Origin of the sequence: Pseudomonas sp. (assembly GCF_048265905.1) — a bacterium.
In the GTDB taxonomy this organism is placed as follows: domain Bacteria; phylum Pseudomonadota; class Gammaproteobacteria; order Pseudomonadales; family Pseudomonadaceae; genus Aquipseudomonas.
Window position 1 is genome coordinate 93,610 of sequence record NZ_JBLXAP010000009.1, and the last position, 23,051, is coordinate 116,660.

Annotated in this window: 21 protein-coding genes; 13 read left to right on the forward strand and 8 right to left on the reverse strand. The window is 53.6% G+C overall.

What is annotated here, in order from left to right; translation table 11 throughout:
- Positions 1 to 10: 10 nt before the first annotated feature.
- Entirely contained in the window at positions 11 to 1,741 is a 1,731-nt protein-coding gene (aceK, locus tag ACN0UH_RS13510) for a bifunctional isocitrate dehydrogenase kinase/phosphatase (RefSeq protein WP_417662534.1), read from the reverse strand.
- Between the two features lie 69 nt (positions 1,742 to 1,810).
- Positions 1,811 to 2,689 (reverse strand): LysR family transcriptional regulator, encoded by an 879-nt coding sequence (locus ACN0UH_RS13515; RefSeq protein WP_417662535.1) that lies wholly within the window; start codon positions 2,687 to 2,689, stop codon positions 1,811 to 1,813.
- 105 nt (positions 2,690 to 2,794) lie between these two features.
- On the opposite strand from ACN0UH_RS13515, the gene ACN0UH_RS13520 reads away from it, so the two are divergent.
- From ACN0UH_RS13520 to ACN0UH_RS13545, 6 genes are all read left to right on the forward strand, one after another.
- The gene (locus ACN0UH_RS13520) at positions 2,795 to 4,147 is read left to right on the forward strand and encodes an acyclic terpene utilization AtuA family protein (RefSeq protein ID WP_417662536.1); all 1,353 of its coding nucleotides are present in this window, start codon (positions 2,795 to 2,797) and stop codon (positions 4,145 to 4,147) included.
- Entirely contained in the window at positions 4,147 to 4,470 is a 324-nt protein-coding gene (locus tag ACN0UH_RS13525) for a hypothetical protein (RefSeq protein ID WP_417662537.1), read from the forward strand. Before ACN0UH_RS13520 ends, ACN0UH_RS13525 begins: the two co-directional genes overlap by 1 nt.
- A gap of 94 nt (positions 4,471 to 4,564) precedes the next feature.
- Positions 4,565 to 5,872: a CitMHS family transporter gene (locus ACN0UH_RS13530; RefSeq protein WP_417662538.1), complete on the forward strand. Its 1,308-nt coding sequence runs from the start codon at positions 4,565 to 4,567 to the stop codon at positions 5,870 to 5,872.
- 220 nt (positions 5,873 to 6,092) lie between these two features.
- Complete coding sequence (locus ACN0UH_RS13535; RefSeq protein ID WP_417662539.1) at positions 6,093 to 7,019, forward strand: DMT family transporter; 927 nt, start codon at positions 6,093 to 6,095, stop codon at positions 7,017 to 7,019.
- 377 nt (positions 7,020 to 7,396) lie between these two features.
- A complete protein-coding gene (locus ACN0UH_RS13540; RefSeq protein ID WP_417662540.1) occupies positions 7,397 to 8,590 on the forward strand; it encodes a M20 metallopeptidase family protein in 1,194 nt (397 codons plus the stop codon).
- Positions 8,591 to 8,615: 25 nt separating this feature from the next.
- The gene (locus tag ACN0UH_RS13545; RefSeq protein WP_417662541.1) at positions 8,616 to 10,172 is read left to right on the forward strand and encodes an AbgT family transporter; all 1,557 of its coding nucleotides are present in this window, start codon (positions 8,616 to 8,618) and stop codon (positions 10,170 to 10,172) included.
- A 111-nt stretch (positions 10,173 to 10,283) separates the two neighbouring features.
- Here ACN0UH_RS13545 and cysK read toward each other — a convergent pair whose 3' ends face one another.
- Positions 10,284 to 11,258 carry a cysteine synthase A gene (cysK, locus tag ACN0UH_RS13550; protein WP_417662542.1) on the reverse strand — a complete coding sequence of 325 codons (975 nt, stop codon included), beginning with the start codon at positions 11,256 to 11,258 and terminating at the stop codon, positions 10,284 to 10,286.
- 124 nt (positions 11,259 to 11,382) lie between these two features.
- On the opposite strand from cysK, the gene ACN0UH_RS13555 reads away from it, so the two are divergent.
- From ACN0UH_RS13555 to ACN0UH_RS13565, 3 genes are all read left to right on the forward strand, one after another.
- Positions 11,383 to 12,447 (forward strand): DUF748 domain-containing protein, encoded by a 1,065-nt coding sequence (locus ACN0UH_RS13555; protein WP_417662543.1) that lies wholly within the window; start codon positions 11,383 to 11,385, stop codon positions 12,445 to 12,447.
- 151 nt (positions 12,448 to 12,598) lie between these two features.
- Positions 12,599 to 13,444: an AAA family ATPase gene (locus ACN0UH_RS13560; protein ID WP_087516377.1), complete on the forward strand. Its 846-nt coding sequence runs from the start codon at positions 12,599 to 12,601 to the stop codon at positions 13,442 to 13,444.
- 108 nt (positions 13,445 to 13,552) lie between these two features.
- Positions 13,553 to 14,731, forward strand: a complete 1,179-nt coding sequence (locus ACN0UH_RS13565) for a vWA domain-containing protein (RefSeq protein ID WP_417662544.1) — start codon at positions 13,553 to 13,555, stop codon at positions 14,729 to 14,731.
- Between the two features lie 51 nt (positions 14,732 to 14,782).
- Here the strand turns inward: ACN0UH_RS13565 and ACN0UH_RS13570 are convergent, their stop codons facing one another.
- From ACN0UH_RS13570 to ACN0UH_RS13580, 3 genes are all read right to left on the reverse strand, one after another.
- Entirely contained in the window at positions 14,783 to 15,307 is a 525-nt protein-coding gene (locus ACN0UH_RS13570; protein ID WP_417662545.1) for a DUF2937 family protein, read from the reverse strand.
- Between the two features lie 24 nt (positions 15,308 to 15,331).
- Complete coding sequence (locus ACN0UH_RS13575) at positions 15,332 to 16,108, reverse strand: class II glutamine amidotransferase (protein WP_417662546.1); 777 nt, start codon at positions 16,106 to 16,108, stop codon at positions 15,332 to 15,334.
- 241 nt (positions 16,109 to 16,349) lie between these two features.
- Positions 16,350 to 16,823, reverse strand: a complete 474-nt coding sequence (locus ACN0UH_RS13580; RefSeq protein ID WP_417662547.1) for an MFS transporter — start codon at positions 16,821 to 16,823, stop codon at positions 16,350 to 16,352.
- Between the two features lie 113 nt (positions 16,824 to 16,936).
- On the opposite strand from ACN0UH_RS13580, the gene ACN0UH_RS13585 reads away from it, so the two are divergent.
- Together ACN0UH_RS13585 and ACN0UH_RS13590 are read left to right on the forward strand one after the other, a co-directional pair.
- A complete protein-coding gene (locus tag ACN0UH_RS13585) occupies positions 16,937 to 18,967 on the forward strand; it encodes a S9 family peptidase (protein ID WP_417662548.1) in 2,031 nt (676 codons plus the stop codon).
- 106 nt (positions 18,968 to 19,073) lie between these two features.
- Positions 19,074 to 19,547, forward strand: a complete 474-nt coding sequence (locus tag ACN0UH_RS13590) for a cyclic nucleotide-binding domain-containing protein (protein WP_417662549.1) — start codon at positions 19,074 to 19,076, stop codon at positions 19,545 to 19,547.
- Positions 19,548 to 19,979: 432 nt separating this feature from the next.
- Here the strand turns inward: ACN0UH_RS13590 and ACN0UH_RS13595 are convergent, their stop codons facing one another.
- A complete protein-coding gene (locus ACN0UH_RS13595) occupies positions 19,980 to 20,330 on the reverse strand; it encodes a hypothetical protein (RefSeq protein ID WP_417662550.1) in 351 nt (116 codons plus the stop codon).
- A 132-nt stretch (positions 20,331 to 20,462) separates the two neighbouring features.
- Here ACN0UH_RS13595 and ACN0UH_RS13600 point away from each other — a divergent pair, with 132 nt between their 5' ends.
- Together ACN0UH_RS13600 and ACN0UH_RS13605 are read left to right on the forward strand one after the other, a co-directional pair.
- Entirely contained in the window at positions 20,463 to 20,834 is a 372-nt protein-coding gene (locus tag ACN0UH_RS13600) for a YajD family HNH nuclease (protein ID WP_087516371.1), read from the forward strand.
- Positions 20,835 to 20,890: 56 nt separating this feature from the next.
- Entirely contained in the window at positions 20,891 to 21,358 is a 468-nt protein-coding gene (locus ACN0UH_RS13605) for an RNA methyltransferase (RefSeq protein WP_087516370.1), read from the forward strand.
- Between the two features lie 332 nt (positions 21,359 to 21,690).
- Here the strand turns inward: ACN0UH_RS13605 and ACN0UH_RS13610 are convergent, their stop codons facing one another.
- The gene (locus ACN0UH_RS13610; RefSeq protein ID WP_417662551.1) at positions 21,691 to 22,926 is read right to left on the reverse strand and encodes a hypothetical protein; all 1,236 of its coding nucleotides are present in this window, start codon (positions 22,924 to 22,926) and stop codon (positions 21,691 to 21,693) included.
- Positions 22,927 to 23,051: the final 125 nt, after the last annotated feature.

Here is a 23,051-nt window from a genome sequence, read left to right on the forward strand (position 1 = left end):
GCCAACTGAGCTATTCGGATTTTCTTCGATACGGAAATACATCAATAACTTTACCGTCAACAATCGCCGCCTGCAGACTCCTCCAGTAATCGGCATCGTAAAGTTCGCCATGCAACTGACTGAATAGCCGCCGCTGTTTGATATCGGCAAATAGAAATGGAGGAAACTCCTCCGGAAACACATCATTGGGCGCGACTGAATACCAAGGTTCAGACGCCATTTCGTCCTCTGGATAGCGCGGCTCAGGTATACGCCTGAAGTTTACTTCAGTCAGAAAACTGATTTCGTCATAATCATAAAACACCACCCGTCCATGACGCGTGACACCAAAATTTTTCAGCAACATGTCGCCCGGAAATATATTGGCGGCTGCCAACTGCTTGATCGCCAGACCATAGTCCTCAAGCGCTTCACGCACTTGCGCCTCGCTGGCACTTTCAACATAGAGATTAAGCGGCGTCATGCGCCGCTCAGTCCAGCAGTGGCGCACCAGAACGGTCTCGCCCTCAACCTCGACCGTGGACGGCGCAACCTCGAGCAATTCAGCCAAGCACTCTGGGGTGAATTTAGATTTAGGGAAGCGAAAATCTGCGAACTCCTGGGTGTCAGCCATACGCCCTACCCGGTCGACACTTTTAACCAGTCGATACTTCTCAATGACCGTGCTACGCACCACATTCTTGGTCGGCGAAAAGCGATCCTTGATAATCTTGAACACGGTATTGAAACCCGGCAAGGTAAACACGCTCATGACCATGCCGCGCACACCCGGCGCCATGATGAACTGGTCATCAGTGTTGGCCAAATGGTTGATCAGCGCCCGGTAGAACTCTGACTTTCCGTGTTTATAAAAGCCTATCGAACTGTATAGCTCGGCAATGTGCTTACCCGGCAAAATGCGTTTGAGAAAGCCAACAAACTCCGCTGGGATTTCCACCTCGACCATAAAATATGAGCGGGTGAAGGAAAAAATTATCGACACCTCAGCCTCATCGGTAATCAGTCCATCAACCTGAATCCCAAGTCCTTCGCGGTGCAGCAACGGAAATACCAGCGGCCATTGCTCGTCTTGATTGAATACGCGCCCGACCAGATACGCGCCCTTGTTGCGATAAAGCACCGAGTAGAACAACTCGATTGTCAGCTCCGGGTCTTTGCATACCCAATCAGGCAAGCTCTCACGCATTTGCGCCTCAAGCCGGACCAGATCACGCGGCAAGTCCTCAAACGGCGCGCTAAAGCTGTAGTCCTTGAAGATTTCCTCGAGCATCCGGGCCAGCCCCCGGGCGTTGCCATGCGCCGATCCCAAGCTGTAGCGACGCGTCTGGGCAGCACGCTGGCGGCTGTTTATGGAAGGCCGGGTGGTATGAATAAACATGCAGTCATCGCTGATTTGATCATGGCTGAACAGACTGCAAAAAATCGAGTTAAACCAGGTTTCAGAGAGTTCATCGTCGAAACGCGTGTCAATCAGCTTGATATAGGCGGCCTTGACCAACGACCACTGCTGCACATCAAAAAGCTCAACGCCGAAGGTTTCGCGCAGGCGCTGGCTGAACTCCTTGACCTTGTCTTCATACAGATTGATCCGCGCCGCCGAAGCGCTTTGCCCAGCCTGCCACTGCGCTTGCTCAAAACGCGCACGGGCGCCGTCTGTGATCTGGCGAAACGCCTCGCGGTAATCGTCAAAGCCATCAAGGGTCAGGCGAGCGATCTCTACCGCTGGAGCTTGCTGAGTCATGGGCAATCCTCTGCTGAAACACTGCGTTGTGGCCGAGCTTAGTCACATGCCCGCCTCAGCGAAAGCGGTTTAGACCGGTGCCTTGCTCAAACGGTTGTCGAGGTAATGCATAAACATTTGCATGGCGGGTGTCTGTCTCACTGGTTTACGTTGCAGCAGCCCCAAAGAGCGTTGAACCGGTTGCACCACCGACAACACTTGCAACGCTTCACCAAGGTGTAAAAAGGACATGCAACTCGTTGGTAATAACGTAAATCCCAACCCTTCACGGACCATAGCCGCAGCAGTACTCATGTGTGCAACTTGCCAAGCCGGTTCGGTGCTCACGCCCAAATGCTGGAGCGTCACATCCGCCAGCGGGCGAATACTGGTATCCGCGGTTAAGGCAATATAGGGTCGCGTTTTCCAGCTTTCAGTATCAAAGCCCTCATCTCGCACCAGAAGCACAAGGTTGTCATTGACCAAATGCTTGAACTCAAGCCCTAACATATCTTCGGGCAAAGAGGTGATCCCCACATCAACCTCGCCAGTGAGCACCCAGTCCTTAACCTCCCCCGCCCGACCATCCTGCAACGACACCTGCACGCCAGGATGATCACGACTAAATGCGGCAATCGCCCCTGGCAGAAATGACGCAGCGGCAGTCGGTAAGGCCGCCAAACGCAAAGTGCCGCTGTCCAGATTCAACAGTTCCTGGGCATCGTTGACGGCATCGCCCATGACCCGTAACAGTTGCTGCGCCTGCGGCAAAAAGTGCTCGCCGGCTGGAGTTAACTCGACACTGCGGGTATTGCGGGCGAAGAGCTTGAGCCCAAGTGCCTCCTCTAATTTGCGAATGCTGTAACTGAGTGCAGGCGGCGACAGATGCAACAACTCCGAGGTACGGGTAAAGCTCAATGTTTGCGCGATCAGAATAAAAGCACGCAGTTGCCGGAAGTTAATGTCCATAACCGATCTATTAGAGTTATTGGAATAGTTGTTCTTATAATTAAAATTCACAGAAATATCAATTGACGCCACTATTGCTCGGGCACACATACCGAGCTTTAAGCCATGACAAATACAATTCATATCGGTTGCGGAGCGGGTTTCGCCAATGATCGCCCGGACGCAACCTTGCGCCTGGCCCGCAGCCTGGCCAAGCGCTCTGGAAAACGCTATTTAATGCTCGAACTGCTTGCCGAACGCACCCTTGCCGAAGCCCAGTTGCGCAAACAACTGGACGCCAATAGCGGTTACGCCGCACGCCTGTTTGACTTTCTCGACCCGATTCTCGATATCTGCATCGAATCAGGCATTCCAATCATCACCAATGGTGGCGCGGCCAATCCCAAGGCGGCAGCACTGAACCTGCGAAACAAGCTTGCCGGGCGACACGCAACGCTGAAAATCGCCTGCGTGTTGGGCGATGACCTGCTTGAACTGGGCCAGCAACATTTGCAGCAGTGGCTGGCAACCAGCGAACTGTCAGGCGAGTTGGTCTCGGTTAATGTCTACACCGGCGCCGACGGCATCACTCAGGCGCTGGAGCAAGGTGCCAATATCGTGCTGTGCGGCAGAGTGGCCGACCCCTCGTTGGCGGTAGGGCCTGTTCGTCATGCGCTGGGCTGGGCCCCTGATGACTGGCAAAAAATGGCGATCGCAACAACCGCGGGCCATCTGCTGGAATGTTGCACTCAGGTTACCGGTGGCTATTTTGCACATCCGGGGATCAAAGATGTGCCTGACCCGGCCAATCTTGATTGCCCGATCATTGAGATCAGCAGCACGGGCGAGCTGATCGTGACCAAGGTCGAAGGCAGCAGCGGTTGCGTCACTGAGCGCACGGTCAAAGAACAATTGCTCTATGAAATTCACGATCCACGTCGCTACCTGACCCCGGACGTAATACTCGATCTTGGCCAAGTCAGCGTCGAGCAGATCGGCGAAAATCGGGTCAGGGTTGCAGGCATTCAAGGCCATCCGCGCCCTGACACACTCAAGGGTTTGGCAGGCATGCGCGGCCTCTGGTTCGGCGAAGCATCAATCAGCTATGCAGGCCCCGGCGCTGTGGAGCGGGCCAGCCTCGCCCGCGAGATATTGCTGCAACGCTTTGCCCAGTTGGCGCCACAGCTCAAACCAAGGCTTGATCTGGTGGGTGTTGCCAGCCTGTTCAATGACCAGCACGGCGACTACCTGAGCAACTGCCTTGCCCGGTCGCCGATGGTGGAAGACGTACAAGTCCGCGTCGGCATCGTTGATGAAAACCGCCAGTTGATTGAGCAACTTCAGGCTGAGGTTGAATCGCTCTACACCAATGGCCCAGCAGGTGGCGGCGGAGTGCGCAGACACCTCAGTGAATCCATCACCACCCGCGACTTTCTAATTCCACGCAGCGCAGTTCAAACCCGACTGGAGTGGTACTGATGAATACAACCATTACCTTGGCCGACTATGCCCATGCGCGTGCGGGTGACAAGGGCAACATTCTCTGCATAGCCGTGTTCCCGCTGAACCCTGAACACTATCAATGGCTCAAGCGTGAGGTAACTCCAGAACGGGTTGGCGAGCAGTTTGCTGGACGCCGACCATCTGCCATCAAACGCTATGAAATCGACTCATTGCAGGCACTCAACTTCGTTTTAGAAGGCGCCTTGGAAGGCGGAGTGACCCGCAGCCCCGGACTTGATCGCCACGGTAAAAGCCTGAGTTATCTGTTGTTGGCCATGCAGTTACCGTCACCGGATTGAGCGAGTTCTTTTTGCAACATTGCTGAAGCAATAAAAGTCGTCGCTTGTAGCAGGCGACACATTGAACAATAAAAATAATTCTTGAGGTTGAATAATGATCACGGCCATGGGTTTCCTGATGATGCTTGGCATCATCTCGCTAATTTTGTTGCGTAAGATGAGTCCGGTAGTGGCGTTCACTACTGTTCCTGTCGCTATCTGCCTGCTGGCCGGTTTCTCACCCGCCGAAGTCGGTAGCTTTATCAAGAGCGGGTTGATAACCGTGGCGCCAACTGCTGCGCTTTTTCTATTCGCCATTCTTTACTTCGGCATCATGCGCGACCGCGGACTGTTCGATCCGCTGGTCAACTTCCTGATTCGGCGCACCGGCGGCAAACCAATAGCGGTCGCGCTGGTCACGGTTTTGATTACCGCATCAGTGCATCTTGACGGCGTGGGTGCCGCGACCTTCTTGCTGGTCATTCCCGCGCTGCTGCCCCTCTACAAACGCTTAAACATGAGCCCCAACCTGCTGTTGATGCTGGTGGGCACCACGGCTGGGGTCATTAACATGGTGCCTTGGGGCGGCACCACGGCTCGCGCGGCAGCCACCACCGGCCTGGATGCGACTGAACTCTGGCTCGGTCTCCTCCCCTTGCAGCTACTCGGGCTGGCGATGATGCTAATGATTGCCGCGTGGCTCGGCCTGCGCGCCCAACGCAATGCGCCTAAGTCCCTCGGCGCAGCGGCAGCCTTCGACCCCAGTCTGGGGCAGCCTGAATCACGAGAATTTGGCTTGTCGCCGCGCACCCTGCGCTACTGGTGCAACGTCGCGCTCACCGTGGCTATTCTGGCCTGTTTGTTTACCGGTACCTTTCCGCTGTATGCGTGCTTCATGGTTGGCCTTGGTATCGCCTTGCCGCTGAACTTCCCGGATATCAATGTGCAGACCGAGCGGATCAAGGCGCACGCGGCAGACGCACTGCAAATGTCGCTGGTGATGATGGCTGCCGCGGTACTGCTCGGCGTGCTGTCTGGGGCCAAGATGTCTGATGCAATGGCACTGTCGATCATCGATATCCTGCCCCACGGATCAGCTCAATACCTACACGTACTGGTTGGCTTTTTCGGTGTCCCGCTGGGCATGATCTTCTCACCGGACGCCTATTACTTTGCCCTGCTACCCGTTATTCGCGACGTTGCCGTGGCCGCAGGTGTGCCCTTGGAATCGGTTGCGCGAGCCATGCTGATTGGTGAAAACACCGGTTTCGCAATCAGCCCGGTTGTGCCAAGTGTCTACCTTGCCCTTGCACTGGCAGGCGTCGAGTTACGCAAACACATCGCCTACACCTTCTTCTGGGCTTGGGGCGTTAGCTTAACCATGCTGGCAGCTGCGTTGCTCACTGGTGCAGTGCAAATCTGAGCCGTGCATTAAACAACAGTTCTCAGTACACCATGTGCAGCAAGACTTGAGCACACATGAGCAGGCGAAAAAACTGCCGAAGCCTCAGATGGGGCCCGGCAGTTTTCCTATTCTGCCTGCGCCGGCAATACAGTGTGGGCATTTTTAAACCTCAACTGTGTATTGCATTAGCGACGACTGACGGCAACACTTTCTGGCTACTTCTGCCTGGAGTTGTACCGTGCGCCTGATTGATCTGAGTCGACTGTTGTTGCTTGCCGCCATCTGGGGCGCCAGCTTCATGTTTATGCGTGTCGTCGCACCGGTACTTGGCAGCATGCCGACTGCATTCTTTCGCGCCTCTCTTGGCGCCTTGGGCTTGCTGGTCATCCTGCTGGTCATGCGGGTCAAGTGGGACTTTCGCGGAAAACTCAAGCAATGCCTGGTGCTCGGCATTATCAACGCTGGCCTGCCTTCGGCGATGTACTGCCTGGCCGCTTTAGTGTTGCCTGCTGGCTATTCATCCATTTTCAATGCGATGACGCCGCTGATGGGTGTACTCATTGGCATGCTGTTTTTCAGCGAGGCGCTTACCGCCAGCAAGGCTGCTGGCGTTGCCCTGGGTTTGTTTGGCGTATGGCTCTTGACCCAAACCGGCCCCGTAAACATCGACATGCAAATGCTGCTGGGCGCTGCCGCCTGCATAGTTGCAACGACCTGCTATGGTTTTGCCGGTTTCCTGACCCGCAAATGGATTGGCCAGCAAGGCGGACTCGACAATCGCCTAACAGCCTTTAGCAGCCTGGTCGGTGCCAGCTTGTTTCTGACCCCGCTGTTTATCGGTTCGCTGATCGTACAGCCACCGGCTTCATGGGGTGGCAGCAATGAATGGCTGTCTTTGGCAGGGCTTGGGTTTATCTGCACCGCATTTGCCTATGTGCTCTATTTCCGCTTGATAAGCGATATTGGCCCGGTTCAGGCATCAACCACAACTTTCTTGATCCCGATCTTCGGCGTTCTCTGGGGCTGGCTACTGCTTGATGAGCCGTTGTCTTGGGCTTATGTCTACGGCGGCGCAATTATCGCTGTTGCATTGTGGCTGGTGGTCAGGCCTGGGGCTCCAGCTGCAACAACCTCCGCGCTGGTGACCAGCAAAACCCTTCGGTAGTTTTAAACACTGCTTTCAAAAGCTCCCGCTGCGCTCATACACACGCAGCGGGAGCTTTAGCGTGCGTGAGCTGCGACAGCAATGCGAAATACAACAGAAACATATACCTCTTTTTAGATAACTTAATACCTGTCAATAGTTCTAAAGTTTGGCCCAGTCATAAATAACGTTAACCCCAGAGTAACAATGTCTCATCCAGCTTGATTGATGAGTGCCAACTTATCTGCCTAAGGTAACGCCACAACTGCGTTGTCTCGTGGAGCTGTACATAACAGCAACCCTCCTCAGTATTTATTACGCAGCGGCTCGCAACAAGCATCCTGATTAAATACACCGTTAAACATAGAGCGTTGTTTTCGCATGCTTTTAACTCAAACATGCAGTTGCCGCTTACACAGAGAGTCATAACAATAATGAATACAGATCTCGACATTAATAAATACATTCAACTCAGGCATAAAATCCACAAACTTCCTGAACTTAAATATGAAGAAGCCAAGACTGCACAACTGGTTGCCACAACCCTGAAAAACCTGGGTTATTTAGTATCCGAAGGCCTTGGCAAAACGGGTGTCGTCGGATTGCTGGACACTAATCGGCCAGGACCTTGCATTGCATTTCGAAGCGATATGGATGCGTTGCCGATACATGAGCAGAACTGCATTCCTTATAAATCAACGATTGATGGAAAAATGCACGCCTGCGGCCATGATGGCCACACTGCATCATTGTTATGTGCAGCAGAAGCATTGATGCAACGAAAGGATCGCTACAAAGGGAAAATCAAACTTATTTTCCAGCCTGCTGAAGAAGGCGGGGCTGGAGCCAAGGCGATGATTGACGACGGCGTTCTGGAAAACCCGAAAGTTGACATGATTTTCGGCTTTCATAACCGCCCCGGATTCGAGGAAGGGTATATCTTTGCCAAGCCTGGATCAGCCATGGGTGGCGATACATCAATTGAAGTCATTATCACCGGCAAAGGCGGACATGCGGCAATGCCCCACTTGGCCCGTGATCCAATTGTTATCGCGGCTCAGTTCATCAATAACATTCAGGCTGCAGTGGCCAGACAGTTGTCTCCTTTGTGCTCTGGCGTGGTGACGGTATCCAGCATTCAGGCCGGTAGTCGCAAGGGAATCAATGTGATTCCAGACAGCTGCAGCCTGACGATTAGCTTACGCTCAGACTCACTTGAAACACGTAATTTATTAGTCGCGGCAACAGAAAACGCACTCAAGTCTGCCTGCATGACCGGAGGCTGCGACTTTGCATTTAATCTGCTGCTGGATATCCCCGCACTTATAAATGACCCAGCGGCGACCGATTTGGCAATCGCTGCATTCAAGAACAACTTTGATCACGGTAAAGTTGAAAAAATTGACTACATGCCAGCCATGGGCGCAGAAGACTTCAGCTTTTATCTGAATGAGATTAGCGGCTGCTATTTCTTTATTGGCAATGGTTTGAATTCCGCCTATTTACATAACCCACATTACGACTTCAACGACGCCATTATTACGGTAGCCAAGGATTGCTACTTGAGCCTTGCAGACTCATTACTGTCTTAAAACAAATATAAAAGGGAACAGTCGCATGAATAAAAATATGAAAACGACATTACCTGAAACGGACAAGGTATCTGGTTTTCTGGGGGCAATCGAGAAAGCTGGCAATAAACTTCCGCACCCATTCTTCTTGTTTTTTTACTTATTGATTTTCACGATAATACTTTCTGCTGCGCTTAACTATTTCGGTGTGCACAGTATGAACCCGAAAACGGGCGAAGCTGTGTTGGTTAAAAGCCTGGCTTCTGGAGAAGGTATTGTTCATATTTTCACCAGCCTGGTCGGTAACTTTGTCAACTTCCCGGTGCTGGGGACAATAATCGTTGTGATGTTCGGCGTCGGCGTTGCCGATCAGGTTGGGCTTATTTCCATTGTGATGAAGCAAACCGTGACCAAGGCGCCAAGGCACTTACTGACGTTTCTGGTGTTTGTCACAGGGGTGTCGTCTTCAATTGCTTCAGACGCCAGTTTTTTGATTTTTATTCCCTTGGTTGCGATGATTTTCCAGTCGGTTGGCCGCCACCCTATCGCGGGTGCAGCCGCCGCATACGCAGCTGTTGGTGCGGGCTACGACGCCAGTTTCTTTGTCACGGCAGGTGATGCCATTTTTTCTGGGATTGCGACTGAAGCGGCAAGAATTATTGACCCAAATGCATACGTCTCGCCAGTGGACAATTACTACTTCGCTGCATGTTCAGTCATTTTGCTGGCGATTGTTGGCACGATCATTGTCGACAGAATTGTTGAGCCTCGGCTCAATCGAACTTTACCGCTGTCAGTATTGACCATTAACCCCAAAGCAAAAGCAGCGCTAGAAACAGAAATCAGCGCAGAAGAAAAACGTGGATTAAAACAAGCGGGGCTTTTCACCTTGGCGTTTGTAGGGCTGATAGCTTTTATCTTGCTGCCTACAGATTCCCCATTCAGAAATGCCGAGGGTGGGTTGATTCCATCGCCATTCATGAAGTCATTTGTACCTTTTCTGTTTATCTACTTCCTTGGAGTTGGCTATATTTACGGTAAGGCTACTGGGGTAATTAAAAAAGCCGAAGACATACCCGAGATCATGTCCGAATGCGTAAAGAACCTCGCCTCTATTCTTGTGTTGTTCTTTATGATTTCGCAGTTTATTGCGTTGTTCAAATGGAGTGGGATTGGCAGCCTGGTGGCGTTTGAAGGGGCGACATTCTTATCCTCACTGGGGCTAACCGGCTACAGCTTGATTGTCGCGTTCATTTTGCTTACAGCGCTCATGAATATTTTCATGACCTCAGGCTCTGCGCAATTTGCGTTGTTCGCACCTATTTTTATTCCGATGCTGATGCAGCTGAATATTGAGCCTGCATTTACCATGGCAATGTTCCGGGTGGGTGATAGCACGACCAACATCATTTCACCGCTTTCGCCCTACTTCGCCGTGGTACTGGCCTTTATGCAGCAATACTATCCAAAGTTAAAACTTGGCACCTTGATGGCGACGATGCTGCCGCTCGCATTTGGCTTTCTGGTGACTTGGACGTTATTTATGTTGCTGTGGACCATGCTTGGCTTTCCTGTCGGGCCAGGCGTGTATATGCACATGTAACCGTTGCGCGCTACGCGACAGGTTAAAACCTATATCTCGCGCCCCCTCGCCCGACAGCAGCAAGCGCAGCAGCAAGCGGATATATCGCTTGCTGCTGCGACACGCAGGGTATTACTGGACCATTTCCTGCTCGCTGAACATGTCACTGAACAACATGCTCGACAGATAACGCTCGCCAGAGTCCGGCAGGATTACCACGATCGTCTTGCCTTGCATGTTCGGCTCATTGGCGACTCTCAAGGCCACGGCCATGGCCGCGCCACAGGAGATACCGCAAAGAATGCCCTCTTCTCGCATCAGGCGTAGCGCCACTGCTTTTGAGTCTTCATCGCTCACCTGCTCGACCCGATCAACCATGCTCAAGTCGAGGTTTTTCGGCACAAAACCAGCACCGATACCTTGGATCTTGTGCGGGCTCGGTTTGACCTCGTCACCGGCAAGGGTCTGGCTGATGACCGGAGAGCTGATCGGCTCGACAGCGACCGAAAGGATCGGTTTACCCTGAGTATTTTTGATGTAACGCGATACCCCGGTAATAGTGCCGCCAGTGCCGACACCGGAGATCAGCACATCAATCGCGCCATCGGTGTCATTCCAAATTTCCGGGCCGGTGGTTTTCTCATGAATTTCCGGGTTTGCCGGATTCTCGAATTGTTGCGGCATAAAGTATTTGCTGCTGTCTGACTGAGCAATTTCAGTGGCTTTTTCGATAGCGCCTTTCATGCCTTTGGCGGGTTCAGTCAGGACCAATTCAGCGCCAAGCGCTTTCAGTACCTTGCGCCGCTCAAGGCTCATCGAGGCTGGCATGGTCAGCAACAGCTTGTAGCCTCGCGCCGCCGCCACAAACGCCAGGCCAATACCGGTGTTACCCGAAGTCGGTTCAACAATGGTCATGCCTGGCTTGAGCACTCCGCGCGCTTCCGCATCCCAGACCATGCTGGCGCCGATCCGGCATTTCACCGAGTAAGCGGGGTTACGCCCCTCGATTTTTGCAAGAATGGTTACCCCTTTCGGGCCCAAACGATTGATCATCACCAGCGGTGTATTGCCGATGGCTTGCGCGTTGTCTGCAAAGATGCGGCTCATGACGAATTCCTTGTACGGGGTTAGCTGGTTAGCCTATGACGCAAGCTATCGACAGTCCAGTAGTCACGCACCTCTTTACAGAGATGATTGGAAACCAATTGTTATTTAGCGAGTCAGTTTAGTTATGAGAAAACGTTTCGCTATCCCACTGTGGACTCTGATCAGCATCGCCTGCCTGTTGGTGGTGCTGCATATCATGCTGCCGTCATTGGTGCGTGACTACCTCAATGAGCAGCTTGCCGACATGGGCGATTATCGCGGGCATATCACCGACGTCGACCTCGCGCTGTGGCGTGGCGCCTACCGCATTAACCAACTGAATATCAGCAAGGTCAACGGTAAGGTTCCTGTGCCGTTGCTTGAGGCACCCTCGATTGATCTGTCAGTGAGTTGGAGTGCGTTGTGGCACGACCATGCCGTGGTCGCGAGCGTGGTATTCGAACAGCCCAAGCTGACTTTTGTTGATGGTGGTAATGCCGCCGATTCGCAAACAGGTGAAGGCGTTGACTGGCGCCAGCAACTTAAAGCATTTCTGCCCATCACTCTCAACGAAGTCAGAGTCAACCAAGGCACCTTGGCATTTCGCAACTTCAACTCAAAACCACCGGTGGATATAAAAGCCACGCAGTTGAATGCCACACTGCTGAATTTAAGCAACACCAACAACAGCAAAGAACTACTCCCCGCCAGCTTTCAGGCGACCGGTAAAATCTTTGGCAATGCGCCATTGCAAACCAGCGCCAAGCTCAACCCATTGGGCGAGCTGGACGATTTCGACATAAAACTGCGCGCTACCGATATAGAACTGAAACAACTCAATAGCTTCACTCGCACCTACGCCGACTTTGACTTTGCCAAAGGTAACGGCGATTTCGTCATGGAGCTTGAGGCGCGTAAAGGCAAGATCGACGGCTATGCCAAGCCATTGCTGCGTGACATGGAAATCTTTGACTGGCAACAAGATGTCGCCGCCGAGGATAAAAACTTTTTCAGCGGTATCTGGGAAGCTCTGGTTGGCAGCGGCGGCTGGCTGTTGAAAAATCACAGCAAGGACCAATTCGCCACACGGATCGAGATTGCAGGTGATCTCAACGCCTATGACGTCAGCAACTGGCAGGCATTCAAATCGATTCTGCGCAATGCCTTCGTCAAGGCGTTCAGCAATAGGTTTGACTCAACCCAGCAATGACCCGCCCCAAGAAACGTTTGCAAGGTGACCCGCCATTCAGTGACTGAATACCCCGTCTTCGTTCACAGTCCCCAACCGGCACGGTATAGTTGATCTTTAACTAAATTGACCCGCGGCGATTACCCGGGCGTTCTGGTGTGAGGATTTACCCATGAAGTTCGAAGGCACTCAGTCATACGTCGCAACCGACGACCTCAAGCTTGCGGTTAACGCTGCCATTACTCTGGAACGCCCGTTGCTGGTAAAGGGCGAACCCGGAACCGGCAAGACCATGCTTGCAGAGCAATTGGCCGAATCCTTCGGTGCGCGCCTGATCACCTGGCACATCAAATCGACGACCAAGGCTCACCAAGGCCTGTATGAATACGATGCAGTGAGCCGCCTGCGTGACTCGCAACTCGACTCCGACAAAGTTCACGATGTGCGTAACTACATCAAGAAGGGCAAGCTCTGGGAAGCCTTCGAGTCTGAAGAGCGGGTCATTTTGCTGATCGATGAAATCGACAAAGCCGACATTGAGTTTCCTAACGACTTGCTGCAAGAACTCGACAAGATGGAGTTCTACGTTTACGAGACCGATGAAACCATCAAGGCGGTCCAGCGCCCGATTATCATCATCACCTCGAACAACGAGAAAGAACTGCCGGACGCCTTCTTGCGTCGCTGCTTTTTCCACTATATTGCCTTCCCGGACCGCAATACTTTGCAGCGCATCGTTGACGTGCATTACCCGACCATCAAAAAAGATTTGGTCAGCGAAGCACTCGACGTCTTCTTTGACGTGCGCAAAGTACCGGGCCTCAAGAAGAAGCCTTCGACCTCCGAGCTGGTTGATTGGCTCAAGCTGCTGATGGCCGACAATATTGGCGAAGCGGTGTTGCGTGAGCGCGACCCGACTAAGGCGATTCCGCCGCTGGCTGGGGCTTTGGTCAAGAACGAGCAGGATGTTCAGCTGCTCGAACGCCTGGCCTTTATGAGCCGCCGCGCGGGTCGCTAACTGTCGGCTGTGACGTCTCAGCCGGACAGGCACCCCGCTCGGCCAAAGGCTCGCGAGCCAGGCCGAGACGCAGCTGTCCGGTCAGAACCAACACATGAGGGCGCAGCGATGCTGCTTAACCTATTCAATGAAATGCGTGCAGCCAAGGTGCCGGTCTCGGTGCGTGAGCTGCTCGACCTGATCAACGCGTTGAAGCACAACGTGGTGTTCGCTGACATGGACGAGTTCTATTACCTCGCCCGCACTATTCTGGTTAAGGACGAGCGCCATTTCGACAAGTTCGACCGCGCCTTCGGCGCCTATTTCAATGGTCTGGAAAACCTTAACCAGCATATTGAAGCGCTGATCCCGGATGAATGGCTGCGCAAGGAGTTCGAGCGTTCGCTGAGTGAAGAAGAACGCGCCAAGATCGAATCCCTCGGCGGTCTGGATAAGCTGATCGAAGAGTTTAAAAAGCGCCTCGAAGAGCAAAAGGAACGCCACGCTGGCGGTAATAAATGGATCGGTACAGGCGGCACCAGCCCGTTCGGCTCAGGCGGTTTTAACCCGGAGGGCATTCGTGTCGGCGACGCCGGAAAGCGCCAGGGCAAAGCGGTCAAGGTGTGGGATCAGCGCGACTATAAAAACCTCGATGATCAGGTTGAGCTGGGCACGCGCAACATCAAGGTGGCACTGCGCCGCCTGCGCAAGTTTGCCCGCCAGGGCGCGGAAGATGAGCTGGATCTCGACGGCACCATCGACCACACAGCCAAGGACGCTGGCCTGCTTAATATTCAGATGCGCCCAGAACGCCGTAACACGGTGAAACTGCTGATTCTGTTCGACATCGGCGGCTCGATGGATGCTCATGTCAAAGTCTGTGAAGAGCTGTTTTCCGCGTGCAAGACCGAGTTCAAGCACATGGAATACTTCTACTTTCACAACTGCGTCTATGAATCGGTGTGGAAGAACAACCTGCGCCGCACCTCCGAACGATTCTCCACCCAGGACTTGCTGCACAAGTACGGTGCTGACTACAAAGTGGTGTTCGTCGGTGATGCGGCCATGGCGCCGTATGAAATCACCCAGGCGGGCGGCAGCGTCGAGCACTGGAACGAGGAACCGGGTTATCTGTGGATCAAGCGGTTCATGGAGAAATACAAGAAACTTATCTGGATCAACCCCTACCCGAAAGACACCTGGGGCTACACCGCCTCGACCAGCATCATCCGTGAGCTGGTCGAGGACAAGATGTACCCCTTGACCTTGCAGGGCCTTGAAGACGGTATGAAATTGCTCTCGAAGTAAGCAAATGCCGCAGGAAAACCTGCGGCATTATTTCAAGCTAATTGGCGGCGCTTAACGCCAGTGACGGTCACGCACGCGCTGATCCTGACCACCGCCAAGCAACCGTACAATAGTCACCAGCAACAACTCGACCAGCAAGGCCAGCAGCAAGGCGCAGATAATCCCCCAGGCAATCGCCTCAGGCACCAGCAACACTTGGAAGCTGTAAGCAGCGTAGGTTTCCCTGAGCAATTCTGAATCGGCAGCGGTAGCCAGATGCCAAACCTGCTGATACCAAGGACCATGCATGGCTTGCGATTCAGCATTAAGCCAATCTGAGCGCATCACCAAAGTATTCACACTCTTGGCATCGCTTTGCATCACCGGATCATCACTGGCCTGATAATGTGCCACCAAGGCAACCATATCGCCCTTGAAGAAGCGTTTGGCGGTGTCTCGAAAGCCTTGCAAGCTCTGCTCGGACTCCTGCAGATGCGCATCAACACGCTTGCTGTAATCACTGATGTAACCCGGTACTTGCACCCCGACCAGCAAGCCCAAGGCAAACAGCGCCAAGCGTAGATAGCTTTTAAACATCCGCCCCCTCCCCTTTATTCTTGGTTAATCCGCCATACCTTGTGCGATACATTCCCCGGCACGCCACAAACGCCATTCACCCGGCTGGTATAGGTTCCAGTCTTCGTTATTGGTCAGCGGCGCAGTCGCCAACACGGTGACAATGTCATTGGGTGTGGTCTCTGACTGAAAATCGACCTGCACATCAACATCCGTCAAGTGTGCCGGACCAAAAGGTGCGCGACGGGTAATATGCGCTAGCTTGCTTGAACAAAAGCTAAATAGCCAATCGCCATTACTGAGCAAGCAGTTAAACACCCCTTTACGCCGATAAGCCACACAGGCCTCCACCAAGGTCGCCAGCATCTGCTCGACATCAACCGCACAGGGAAACTCAGTGCGCAGCCGATTGAGCAAATCGCAAAAGGCCGCCTCACTGTCCGTATCGCCAATGGGCTGATAGAAGCCCAGCTCGGGCGCAAAGTCCGCCAACTGGCCATTGTGGGCAAAACACCAACTACGGCCCCACATCTCGCGCACGAAGGGATGGGTATTGGCCAGACAAACCCGGCCAACATTGGCTTGGCGAATATGCCCAATCACCACTTCACTCTTGATCGGATAACGCTGCACCAGCTTTGCTACTTCCGATTCATAGCTAGCGCTTGGATCTTGAAACAAGCGCAGGCCGCGCCCTTCATAAAAACCGATCCCCCAACCATCCCGGTGCGGACCGGTGCTGCCACCGCGCTGCATCAACCCGGTAAAGCTGAAAACGATATCAGTCGGCACGTTGGCACTCATGCCCAACAGTTCACACATCCTGTTTTCTCCAACCGTTGTAATGACATGGACGCACTATTTAGCGCCTCGCAATGATGCGTTGTGCATTGCGCACAAGATTAGCCCAGACGACACTCAGCAGTCGCGCGCCCTATGCATACAGCGATAGTTTTTGCAGCTAGATTTATGCTCAGGTTTCCTATTGGCACACTAAAAGGTGCAAACCTGTCAGCTGGTGCCTATGAGGCCCGCCTGCTATTAACAGGCGGCTTGGCCGGGGCTAGAGTCTTGGCTCTACACGCATGCCATGGCGATCATGTTGAGCGTAATTTGGCTCGGCATCACCATCATCCATAATCTCACGCAGGGTGCGCGGATCACTTTCGTCTTGAGGCTCAAGCTTGGCTTGGCGACGCTCTTTCCACCAGCGCTCGATCGGCCAGCGAACCGCCACGAAAATCAGGTAGGCGGCAAAGGCAATCATGCCGTAGAGGGCTAAATCCGCCACTGCGCGCCACAGGTTGTTACCGACTTTGAACAAAATATCCAAGGCACTGACGGCAATCGCCGGAGCAAATAGCTCTTTGCTCGGGTCAACAATGGTCGGGCTGAACAACAAGACCGCAACAAGCACCCGCAATGGTTCGCGCACATAACGCCACATCCAGCTGGTTAAACGGAACCAAACCAATAAGCAGCCCAGCGCAGCAACGGCGTAGACGGCCCAGGCGAGTAGGTTTTCGTTCTCAAACATAATGTGGCAAATCCCTGGCAAGATGGCGGGCGTTGTAAGGTGACGCTTATGATAGCGACTTTTACGCTTTACGGCGCCCCTGCCGTCGGCACTCAATGATTCTGGAGTTATTCATGGCCAACGCCCCTATCGCCCGCAGTGAAACTGGTAGCGACCCTTATCGCTGGCTGGAAAACCGCGATAGCGATGACGTTCTCCAGTATTTACATGCCGAGAACGACTACCTTGAAGCCCAGTTAAGCGATCAGGCCGAGCTTCGCGAGCAGCTGTTCCAAGAGATTAAAGGCCGAATCCGCGAAACAGATCTATCGCTACCGTCCCCTTGGGGCCCCTATCTGTACTACCAGCGCACCACAGCAGGTGATGAGTACCCTCGCCATTACCGCTGCAAACGCCCGGCAGATGGCTCGCATATTGTCGATGAAAGCAGCGAGCAACTGTTGCTCGACCCCAACCAACTGGCAGACGGTGGATTCTTTTCCCTCGGCGCCTTTAGCATCAGTCCCGATCATCAGCGTCTGGCGTACAGCACCGACACCAGCGGTGAAGAAATTTATCAACTGCACGTCAAACAACTCAGCGACAACAGCATCCAGACCCTGACATTTGAAAACTGCGACGGCAGCATGACTTGGGCCAACGACAGTCAAACGTTGTTTTTTGTCGAACTGGATGACACCCATCGTCCTCACAAGCTCTACCGCACCACTCTGGACAGTGATAAGGCCGAGTTGGTATTTCACGAGCCGGATGGGCGTTTCTTTTTGCACTGCTACCGCGCCTCATCCGAACGCCAGCTGATTCTGATGATGGGCAGCAAGACCACCAGCGAAGCCTGGGTATTGAATGCCGAAACACCCACGCAGGCCTTTAGCTGCGTTGCCCCGCGCCAGGAAGACCACGAATACGACGTTGACCACGGCCTGTTTAACGGCGAGTGGCAATGGTTTATTCGCAGTAATCAAAGCGGTATCAACTTTGCGCTTTACCATGCGACTGAGCAGAGTTTCACCCGCGACAACTGGATTGAACTGCGCGCCCATGATGAACATGTAATGATTGATGGCATGACACTCAATGCCAACGCCCTGCTTCTGAGCTTGCGTGAAGGCGGTTTACCGATAATTGAAGTCAGCCCGCAAGGTTCACCGACCTACCGCGTCAGCCTGCCCGATGCAGCTTACAGTCTGTACGTACAAGATGCGCTCGAGTTTGACAGCTGCAACATGCGCCTGCGCTATGAGGCGCTGAATCGCCCCGCCCAGGTTCGTCAGTTGAACTTGGCTACAGGTGAGCAACAGGTGCTCAAGGAAACCCCGGTCGAAGGCCCGTTTGATGCCGATGCATATGTCAGCCAACGGGTCTGGGCCACGGCGGCGGATGGACAGCAAATCCCAATCAGCCTGGTCGCACGCAAAGACCTGATCGGCACGCCCTGCCCGCTGTATCTCTACGGTTACGGCGCCTATGGAGAATGCCTTGATCCTTGGTTCTCACATGCACGTTTGAGCCTGCTGGATCGCGGCGTAGTATTCGCAATCGCCCATGTTCGCGGCGGTGGTGAACTGGGTGAAGCCTGGTACCGCGCAGGCAAACTTGAGCACAAACACAACAGCTTTGATGACTTTATCGCCTGCGCCGAGCACTTATGCGCTGCCGGTTACACCCGTAGCGAGCAACTGGTGATCAGCGGCGGCAGTGCTGGCGGCCTGCTCATGGGCGCGGTGCTGAACCAGCGGCCCGATCTGTTCGCCGCGGCCATTGCTGAAGTGCCGTTTGTCGATGTGCTCAACACCATGCTCAACCCGGACCTGCCATTAACCGTGACCGAATACGACGAATGGGGCGATCCAAACCAGCCCGAGGTGCATGCAACCATCAAGGCATACGCCCCTTATGAGAATGTCAGCGCTCAAGCCTATCCGGCCATGTTGGTGGTTGCAGGCTACAACGACAGCCGTGTGCAATATTGGGAGGCGGCAAAATGGGTGGCCAAACTGCGCGCAAGCAAAACCGACAATAATTTATTGCTGCTGAAAACCGAATTGGATGCCGGTCATGGCGGCATGAGCGGGCGTTATCAGGCACTCAAGGATGTCGCCTTGGAATACGCATTTGTGTTCAAGGTTCTGCAGCTTGGCTAGCCACCCCTGAGCAAGTTGTGAGCACCCGCCTGTGCGGGCGTTCACAGCCTGTTAATCACAGGACTGGCATGCTTGCGCCAACCACTGAATCTGCCCTGACATGACCATGACTGACAGCTCTTACTTGATCAACGAAATCCGCGACATGCTGCTCGACTGCGGCCTGTTCAATAGCTTGCATCCTGCTGATGTATTGGCTGCGGCTGGCTATTTCAGCATCAGCAAGTATGCACCTGAGCAGTTGATATGCAGCGAAGGTGAAGCTGGTACTTTTATGTGCGTGATCCATTTCGGCGCCGTATCGGTCTTCAAGACCAATTCTGGTGGCGACAATGTTGAAATTGCCAAGCTGCGTAAAGGCCGCGCCTTCGGTGAGATGGCCGTGCTTGATGGCGAGCGCCGCTCGGCCAGCTGCGTGGCCGTAAGTGACTGCACGCTGGTGGTTTTATCACGGGATTCGTTGGAAAAGATGATCAGCGAAACCCCGCGAGCGGCCGCCAAACTGATCAGAGCGATTGCCGTGTCTATGTCCAAACGCTTGCGCATGATGGATGGACAACTTGTAGAGCAGCAGCTTTAAAACCTAAGCACCCAATTCGTAGGGTGCGACAACGCGAAGCTTGTCCACCGCAAACCACACAACAACCCTATTTCGCGCCGCAAATGGCGGACAGAAAAGCGCTGTCCTCCCTACGCAACAGACATCATCCGTAGGGTGTGACAACGTGAAACTTGTCCACCGCAAACCGCACAACAACCCTATTTCGCGCCGCAAATGGCGGACAGAAAAGCGTTGTCCTCCCTACGCAACAGACACCATCCGTAGGGTGTGACAACGCGAAGCTTGTCCACCGCAAACCGCACAACAACCCTATTTCGCGCCGCAAATGGCGGACAGAAAAGCGCTGTCCTCCCTACGCAACAGACATCATCCGTAGTGCGACAACGCGAAGCTTGTCCACCACGCACTTAAACACGCCAGCCAATGGTGGATGAAAAAGCGTCACCCATCCTACTGTTCGGATTTTTTCTCTTGCTTTAGCCCTTCGCGGTTGCGCTGCAGTTGCTCTTCAAGCTCAGGTATTGGCTTATCCGCCGGGCTCAAGGTGGTGGCTGGCCGTTGCTGAAGGCTGGGCTGATTAACCGAATTATTGAGTAAGCGCGGGCTGCTGGCTGGCGCGCCACTTGGCGCAGAACGTAAACGTGGTTGCTCGTAAGGTTGCGGGTTGGCGCTGCCGGGCGAGCTGCCGGAACTGCCGGAACTGCCAGCACCCAGCGTTCCATAATTTTGTGCCTGAGCCGTCATGACCGTAGCGCATAGGCTCAGCGCCAGAGCAGTAATAATAGGCTTGCTAACACGCATATTTACCTCCAAAGCCTCTGGCCTCAGTGTAGTGCTTATCGCTTACATTAGACGGCAGATCATCAAGACAGTTCTCGTTAGCCATCACTGGCGCTAAACTAATGAGCAAGGCCACTCTCTCGGACAATCTGCATGAATTCGCAAAAGCCACCCGCCACCGCCAAGCTCGACCGTATCCTTGCTGACGCCCAGCGCAGCCGTGAAGAAGGCTATCGCGACAAAGCATTGAAAATGTATCCGCACGTTTGTGGCCGTTGTGCGCGCGAATTCGCTGGCAAGCGCCTGAGCGAGTTAACCGTTCACCACCGCGACCACAACCATGACAACAATCCGCAGGACGGTTCCAATTGGGAATTGCTCTGCCTGTTCTGTCACGATAACGAGCATTCGCGCTACACCGACCAGCAGTACTTTTCGGACTCATCGACCGGATCACCGAAAAAAGCGCAGGTCACGCACAACCCTTTTGCTGACTTGGCCGCGTTGCTTAAAAGCAAAGAGTAATCACCCGCGCGCAACTGCACGTATAATCAGCGCCTTTTGCGCAAAGGGCACAAGCTGTGGCGAACAAACGATACAGTTGCATTGGCTTGGTCAACCCGAAGTCACCGGACAACGTCGGCTCTATCATGCGGGCTGCAGGCTGCTACAGCGTTAGCAGCGTGTTTTATACCGGCACCCGCTATGACCGCGCCAAAGACTTTGTCACCGACACCAAACGCGTGCACCTTGATATCCCGTTGATCAACATCGATGACCTGCAGAAAATCATCCCGCTGGGTTGCACCCCCGTCGCGGTGGAATTGGTCGATGGTGCGCATTCCTTGCCGGAATACACCCATCCGGACCGCGCGATTTATATCTTTGGCCCAGAAGACGGCTCGCTCAACAAAGAGATTCGCGCCTGGTGCGAAGATGTGGTGTATATCCCCACACAAGGCTGCATGAACCTTGCAGCGACGGTGAATGTGGTGCTGTATGACCGTATGGCCAAAGGGAATAACACCAAGTCCGGCCCAAAATTCTAAGGGCACAACTCTGTAGGAGTGACAACGCGAAGCTTGTCCACCAAGATCGCACGCCATCAGCCAAGTATTCGCGTCACCGGACGGTGGGTAAAAAAGGCGTTACCCACCCTACAAAAGCAATCCGTAGGGTGTGACAACGCGTAGCTTGTCCACCAAGATCGCACGCCATCAGCCAAGTATTCGCGTCACCGGACGGTGGGTAAAAAAGCGTTACCCACCCTACAAAAGCAATCCGTAGGGTGTGACAACGCGAAGCTTGTCCACCAAGCCACTGAGCACGACAGCCAAAGGTGGGTGAAAAGCGTTACCCACCCTGAAATCCATGGCTGCGTCTATTTGCTCTTCAGCAGCTTGGTATCAAGCACGTCCGAAGCCTTGCCCATGACGTTTTCGCTGATCTCGATAAAGTCTTTGGTACTGACCTTGTCGAGGCGCATCAGGCCGCGTGTCACGTCATCCAGCGACAGTTGTTTACGGTCATTGGTGGCTTTGCGGATTTCACGATCCAGGTCTTGCAACATCAACACCGCACGGGCAGTCACCGGCCCCGTCGAGTTTTCAGTGCGCAGTGTCTTGACCGATTTGCTCCACTTCATCAGTTGCTCACGTACTTTCTGGTAGCGATCTTCCGTCATACCGCCAGCACGACGCACCAGTTCTATTGCGTAGTACTCAGCTAAACCTTCGCTGATCCAATCGCTCTTGTCAGTGTCCTTGATGCGGGTGAATACATGGACCAATTCGTGTACCAGCGAACTGGTACCGTTTTCACTGACCGCAGGTCGCTCGGCATGCATGAAATAGGAGTTAGGCGCAGACAGGCCACCACGCCACATCGGATCATTAGCACCCACTATAAGCAGCTTTTTCGGATCCCGTGGGAACACGGCCTGGGCTTCTGGCCAGACGAAAGTGAGCATGGTCAGCATATCCATCCGCCGCATACCTTCACCAGTTGGCGCAGCAATGGTCACATCGGTTTCGCCTAACTTAGTCCGCCGAGTGCCGATTTTGCCCGCCAGAATCCAACCGGTTGGCCGATCAAATTTGCGTTGTGGGTTATCAATTCGAAATTTGTTTTTGCCCACCCGTGGCCAGCCAGTTTCAACGCTTGGCCAGCCTTTTGGCAGCTTGAAGGTCAGATGTGCGACCAGATCGGTTTTATCCTGAATCTGCATCGCTGCGCTGGGTATCAGATTATCGCCACGAAACAGTGCCCAGTCTTCGGTCATACGCGCATCAAACTTGCCGTCATTGCGCGGATGACTGATTTTCACCCGATAGCTGAGCTTGGTCTCGCCTTTCCCCGGTTTCCAGATACCGCGCTCAGCGCTTTCTTGAGACCACTCACCGCCTTCAGTGGTGAAATCCGAATAGCGTTGTTCATCACCCAAGTTGAAAGAAAGCTGGTCGATAGCCTCGCCTTTATCCAGAGAGATACTGACTTCAGCCAATTCACTCTCTGGTACGAATCGTACGTTGTAATCCAGATCAACCTTATTGGCGGCCCATAACGGTGAGCCAAAACTTAACAATGCAACAGACAGCAATACACGACGAATCGACATCACAGGGCAACTCCATGGCAAACGAGGTCAGTTCAAATCATAGACAAACCACTGGCCCGGCAATTCCATCACCGAGCCCGAAGCGATCATTAAAAGAGTAGCGAATGTAGCAGTGATTTATTTGC

Bases quoted from the DNA above. Each gene is read 5' to 3' on its own strand.
- ACN0UH_RS13580 (WP_417662547.1), bottom strand. From the start codon at position 16,823: ATGTTTGAGAACGAAAACCTACTCGCCTGGGCCGTCTACGCCGTTGCT.
- ACN0UH_RS13545 (WP_417662541.1), top strand. From the start codon at position 8,616: ATGAATAAAAATATGAAAACGACATTACCTGAAACGGACAAGGTATCT.
- ACN0UH_RS13530 (WP_417662538.1), top strand. From the start codon at position 4,565: ATGATCACGGCCATGGGTTTCCTGATGATGCTTGGCATCATCTCGCTA.
- ACN0UH_RS13540 (WP_417662540.1), top strand. From the start codon at position 7,397: ATGCAGTTGCCGCTTACACAGAGAGTCATAACAATAATGAATACAGAT.
- ACN0UH_RS13575 (WP_417662546.1), bottom strand. From the start codon at position 16,108: ATGTGTGAACTGTTGGGCATGAGTGCCAACGTGCCGACTGATATCGTT.
- ACN0UH_RS13600 (WP_087516371.1), top strand. From the start codon at position 20,463: ATGAATTCGCAAAAGCCACCCGCCACCGCCAAGCTCGACCGTATCCTT.
- ACN0UH_RS13610 (WP_417662551.1), bottom strand. From the start codon at position 22,926: ATGTCGATTCGTCGTGTATTGCTGTCTGTTGCATTGTTAAGTTTTGGC.
- ACN0UH_RS13590 (WP_417662549.1), top strand. From the start codon at position 19,074: ATGACTGACAGCTCTTACTTGATCAACGAAATCCGCGACATGCTGCTC.
- ACN0UH_RS13565 (WP_417662544.1), top strand. From the start codon at position 13,553: ATGCTGCTTAACCTATTCAATGAAATGCGTGCAGCCAAGGTGCCGGTC.
- ACN0UH_RS13570 (WP_417662545.1), bottom strand. From the start codon at position 15,307: ATGTTTAAAAGCTATCTACGCTTGGCGCTGTTTGCCTTGGGCTTGCTG.
- ACN0UH_RS13560 (WP_087516377.1), top strand. From the start codon at position 12,599: ATGAAGTTCGAAGGCACTCAGTCATACGTCGCAACCGACGACCTCAAG.
- ACN0UH_RS13525 (WP_417662537.1), top strand. From the start codon at position 4,147: ATGAATACAACCATTACCTTGGCCGACTATGCCCATGCGCGTGCGGGT.
- ACN0UH_RS13555 (WP_417662543.1), top strand. From the start codon at position 11,383: ATGAGAAAACGTTTCGCTATCCCACTGTGGACTCTGATCAGCATCGCC.
- ACN0UH_RS13515 (WP_417662535.1), bottom strand. From the start codon at position 2,689: ATGGACATTAACTTCCGGCAACTGCGTGCTTTTATTCTGATCGCGCAA.
- aceK (WP_417662534.1), bottom strand. From the start codon at position 1,741: ATGACTCAGCAAGCTCCAGCGGTAGAGATCGCTCGCCTGACCCTTGAT.
- ACN0UH_RS13520 (WP_417662536.1), top strand. From the start codon at position 2,795: ATGACAAATACAATTCATATCGGTTGCGGAGCGGGTTTCGCCAATGAT.
- ACN0UH_RS13585 (WP_417662548.1), top strand. From the start codon at position 16,937: ATGGCCAACGCCCCTATCGCCCGCAGTGAAACTGGTAGCGACCCTTAT.
- ACN0UH_RS13595 (WP_417662550.1), bottom strand. From the start codon at position 20,330: ATGCGTGTTAGCAAGCCTATTATTACTGCTCTGGCGCTGAGCCTATGC.
- cysK (WP_417662542.1), bottom strand. From the start codon at position 11,258: ATGAGCCGCATCTTTGCAGACAACGCGCAAGCCATCGGCAATACACCG.